Annotated in this window: 1 protein-coding gene; it reads right to left on the bottom strand. The window is 58.8% G+C overall.

The window, feature by feature from the left end; translation table 11 throughout:
* Positions 1-29 precede the first annotated feature (29 nt).
* Entirely contained in the window at positions 30-1,568 is a 1,539-nt protein-coding gene (locus AC1Q64_RS25645) for an IS3 family transposase (RefSeq protein ID WP_492253175.1), read from the bottom strand.
* Positions 1,569-1,608: the final 40 nt, after the last annotated feature.

Here is a 1,608-nt window from a genome sequence, read left to right on the forward strand (position 1 = left end):
GGGGGTGCGGATAAAAAGTTGGACTGGTTTTATGCCGCAAGTCCAAGGCTCACCCGGTACTCGATGGGGCTGAGGGAGCCAAGGGAGATCTTGATCCGCTTCTCGTTGTACCAGCGGATGTAGTCATCGACCACCCCAATGAACTGCTCGATGGTCGTGCCCTTCCAGTCCCGAGGATAGAACAGCTCATTCTTCAGCCGCCCGAAGAATCCCTCGCAGGCTGCGTTGTCAGGCGAGCAGGCCTTGCGGGACATCGAACGGGTAAGGTTCGCTTCGCTCATTCTCGATAGCCAGCCTGGCCAGCGGTAGTGCCCTCCGCGGTCTGAGTGGACCACTGGTCGGTCGCTGGTCTCCGTCACAGTCTCTATCGCAGCATCCAGCATGGTGTTGACCAGTTCAGCGTCCGGGCTCGTGCCAATGGTCCAGCTCACCACCATCCCGTCGAAGCAATCGATGATCGGCGACAGGTAGACCTTGCCCGCAGGGATCTTGAACTCCGTGATGTCGGTCAGCCATTTCTCGTTGGGCGCTGCAGCCTGGAAGTCTCGGTTGATGATGTTCTCTGGTGCCGGGCTGATCTCGCCCAGGTAAGACGCATACCGCCGCCTCTTGGGCTTAGCTACAACCAGGCTCTCCTGCTTCATCAGGCGCTGCACCACCTTCTCGGAGATCGGGCCTTGCTGCCTGGTCAGCGAGGCTTGCAGCCTGCGGTAGCCGTAGCAGCGATGATTCGACTCAAAGATCTCGGTGATCGCACGACGCGCGGAGAGGTACTTGTCTCCCGCTGCTGCACGCGCCCGATGGTAGAAGTAGGAGCTGCGCGCAAGACCCAACTGTGCAAGAAGCTCTGGCAGGCCATAGTGCTCCTTGAGGGCGTCAATCAGCAGTGTCTTCTCCCGGTTGGACAGGAGCTGCAGATCGACGCCCAGGCCTTTTTTTAACAGTTCATTGGCCTTGTTTAAGAGCTCCTGCTCAAGGCGCAGCTGCCTGACTCCGCGGCGCAGTATCTCAACCTGGCGTTCGAGCTCTTCTCGCTCTCGCGCCTGCGGTGATTGATCGGTGTGTTTCATGGATGCGGGTGCCTCACGTCCCAGAAGCTGGTTCTTCCAGTTGTACAACGTTGGCCGGCACACGCCCAGCTTGTCGGCAACAGACTGTGCACTTTCCTGCCGGGTGCAAAGCTCCATGACTCCGGCTTGCTTCAAGGACTCGGGATACCTTCGTTGGCCCACACTGCCAACGACAGCCCTCCTGGCCTCAGGGAATGCCTCACGCACCCATTTGGTAAGCGTTCCACGACAGGGGTAGCCCAGCGCCCTCATCGTGGCCGCGATGCATCGGTCATGGGTGAGGTAGTGCTCGATCGCCGCCGCTTTCTGGGCCGGTGAGAACTTGGGTTCTCGACCTGCGTAGCCGGCTGGCAAATCAAGACGTTGCTCGTATTCACGGAACCAGCCCTTCAAGGAATTCTTGGTGGGGTAACCCAGCTGTCGGATTGTGGGTCTGACGCGTTTGCCCAGCTTGACATAGAGCTCAACAGCTCGGATTCGATCTTCGTAGGAATACATGAACTACCTCCTGGTAGTCCAAGTTTTTGTCCGCATCCCC

This window comes from Acidovorax sp. GW835-FHT14G06 (assembly GCF_058793595.1).